Source organism: Gilliamella sp. Fer4-1 (assembly GCF_001690515.1).
Lineage (GTDB): Bacteria > Pseudomonadota > Gammaproteobacteria > Enterobacterales > Orbaceae > Gilliamella > Gilliamella apicola_C.
Genome location: NZ_LZGZ01000222.1, coordinates 1 through 2493, shown reverse-complemented (window position 1 = coordinate 2493; position 2493 = coordinate 1). Strand labels below are relative to the sequence as shown.

The following is a 2493-nucleotide window of genomic DNA, read 5'->3' as shown; positions in this document are numbered from 1 at the left end:
CGCGTATTTAATTTAACATTATCAAAATGTGGAGGTTTTTATGCAACAATATGAACAAGCAACATTTGCTGGCGGTTGTTTTTGGTGTATGGTAAAACCCTTTGATAAGTATGAGGGCGTGATCAATGTTGTATCGGGTTATACAGGTGGGCATGTAATTAATCCGACCTATCAACAAGTCTGTTCAGGCACAACAGGGCATACTGAAGCCGTGCAAATTACGTTTGATCCGAAAGTCATCAGCTATAAAAAATTGCTAGAAATTTTTTGGCAACAAATTGATCCCACTGATTCTCAGGGGCAATTTGCCGATCGGGGCGATTCTTATCGTCCTGTAATTTTTTATCATAATGAATATCAACATAAACAAGCGCTGGCCTCTAAACAAGCATTACAAGCCAGCGGGAAGTTTGATAAACCAATTGGTGTTGCCATCGAGCCTGCTGTGAGTTTTTATGTAGCTGAAGACTATCACCAAAATTATTACACTAAACAACCGCAACGCTATAACCAATACTATCAACTATCAGGGCGCTCTCATTTTTTGGCTCAGCATTGGCAAAAACACAAATAAAAGGATGAGTTAATAATGCAAAATTATCCGCACTATGGTCGTAAACAAAAATGGGTTCATTGGCTAACTTTTACCTTGGTTTTGCTCACGTTTTTAGTGGTTATATTTAAGGGGGTATTGTCAAACTATTTGGGGGGTATGCCGGTTATTTACTTATTGCATAAATCTTTGGGTATATTGATTTTTGTCTTAACATTGTGGCGCTTTGTGTTAATAAAGCGCGATGGTGTACCAGATGTTTTACCCAAAGATCATAAATTACAGCGAGTCTTGTCAAAATCAACGCAAGGATTTATCTACATTTTATTGATTATTGTGCCACTCTCTGGTTACTTGATGAGTTGTCATCCGTTGAATTTTTTGGGTATCATCTCTATACCTGCTGTTGATTTGCCAAATCAGGCTTATCAAATATTTCATAGCGTTCATCAAGCCAGTTCATATTTACTTGGTATTTTACTTATCATACATATAGCTGGTGCTTTATATCATTATTTTGTAATTAAAGATAAAGTATTGCAATCGATGTTAAACTGATGTTAACCGACATTAATTAAAACAAGTAACTTTAAACTACGAGAAGGTGATTTATGAATAAAAACATGAAAGAAAAAGCGCTATCCATATTAACACCTATGCAATATTATGTTACCCAACAAAATGGTACAGAGCCACCGTTTGATAATGAATTTAATGCCAATCATCGTGAAGGATTATATGTCGATATAGTATCTGGTGAACCACTATTTACCTCGTTAGATAAATTTGATTCAGGGTGTGGCTGGCCTAGTTTTGCTAAGCCAATAAATAAGAGTAGTATTATTGAAAAAAAAGATACCAGTTTTGCTATGCGTCGCACCGAAGTGCGATCAGCGAATGCCGACTCTCATCTTGGACATGTTTTTACTGATGGTCCAAAAGAGCTAGGTGGGTTACGCTACTGTATTAATTCGGCTGCTTTACGATTTATACCTAAAGATGAATTAGAATATGCTGGTTATGGGCAGTACATAAAGCTATTTGATAAATAATAAATAACAGTCGATAAAATAGAACTTATAAAATAAAAATCCTATCATCTAACAAGATGATAGGGTTGATAAAATCTTAGCAAGCTTAGTTGTTTCGTTTAAATAAAATATAACTAATTAACAAAAATACAACACTGGTTATCAACGATCCAACGATGGGATAAATTCCAATAACAATACTCACTTGCGCAAATAAATTATCAGCAATATAAAATAAGAAACCGAAGCTAATACCAATTACTATACGAATGCCCATCGATACGCTACGTAATGGACCAAAAATAAATGACAAAGCGAGCAACATCATCACAGCAACAGAAACGGGTTTGATAATCTTTTTCCAAAATAGCAAATCATAATACTTGGTATCTTGTCCTGAGCTTTTAAGAAATTGCGAATATTGATAAAGTCCAGAAGCTGACAATGAGTCAGGATCAAATGCTACAATACTTAATTTATCTGGGGTAATGTTTGTTTTCCAAGGGATGGATACCATATTGACTCCTACCACTTTGTTGAGCGCTGTTAGATCATTTTTTTCTACTTGTGATAAAGTCCAACTGTCATTTTCATATACTCCATAAGCAGCATGGGTAATGGATAGCAACTTATTTTGATCAACGGAATAAATATAAACATTAGATATTGAATTATCGTTATTCACCTGCCCAATAAACACATAATCATTACCGTCTTTAGCCCAAATGCTGCCTTGCTGTGCCATTAAGGTATTACCATAAAGCTTTTCAGAGCGCATATTGCGTGCAGTCTGTTCGCTAATAGGAGCAATCCATTCTCCAACTGCCATTGTAATTAATACGAGCGGTAATGCTGTTTTCATAACCGCAAGGGCAATTTTGAAACGACTAAAGCCTGACGTTTCCATCA

At 35.6% G+C, this 2493-nt stretch carries 4 protein-coding genes; 3 read left to right on the top strand and 1 reads right to left on the bottom strand.

The window, feature by feature from the left end; genetic code table 11:
* Positions 1 to 40 precede the first annotated feature (40 nt).
* Genes msrA through msrB form a run of 3 tightly spaced genes read left to right on the top strand, consistent with a single transcriptional unit; the run spans position 41 to position 1605 of the window.
* Positions 41 to 574, top strand: a complete 534-nt coding sequence (gene msrA / locus A9G30_RS08095) for a peptide-methionine (S)-S-oxide reductase MsrA (RefSeq protein ID WP_065567588.1) — start codon at positions 41 to 43, stop codon at positions 572 to 574.
* 15 nt (positions 575 to 589) lie between these two features.
* Positions 590 to 1111, top strand: coding sequence for a cytochrome b (locus tag A9G30_RS08090; RefSeq protein WP_065588627.1), 522 nt, complete (start codon positions 590 to 592; stop codon positions 1109 to 1111).
* A 53-nt stretch (positions 1112 to 1164) separates the two neighbouring features.
* Entirely contained in the window at positions 1165 to 1605 is a 441-nt protein-coding gene (gene msrB, locus A9G30_RS08085) for a peptide-methionine (R)-S-oxide reductase MsrB (RefSeq protein ID WP_065588626.1), read from the top strand.
* A gap of 85 nt (positions 1606 to 1690) precedes the next feature.
* Here the strand turns inward: msrB and lptG are convergent.
* A partial coding sequence (lptG, locus tag A9G30_RS08080) for an LPS export ABC transporter permease LptG (RefSeq protein WP_065588625.1) occupies positions 1691 to 2493 on the bottom strand: 803 nt, incomplete at its 5' end.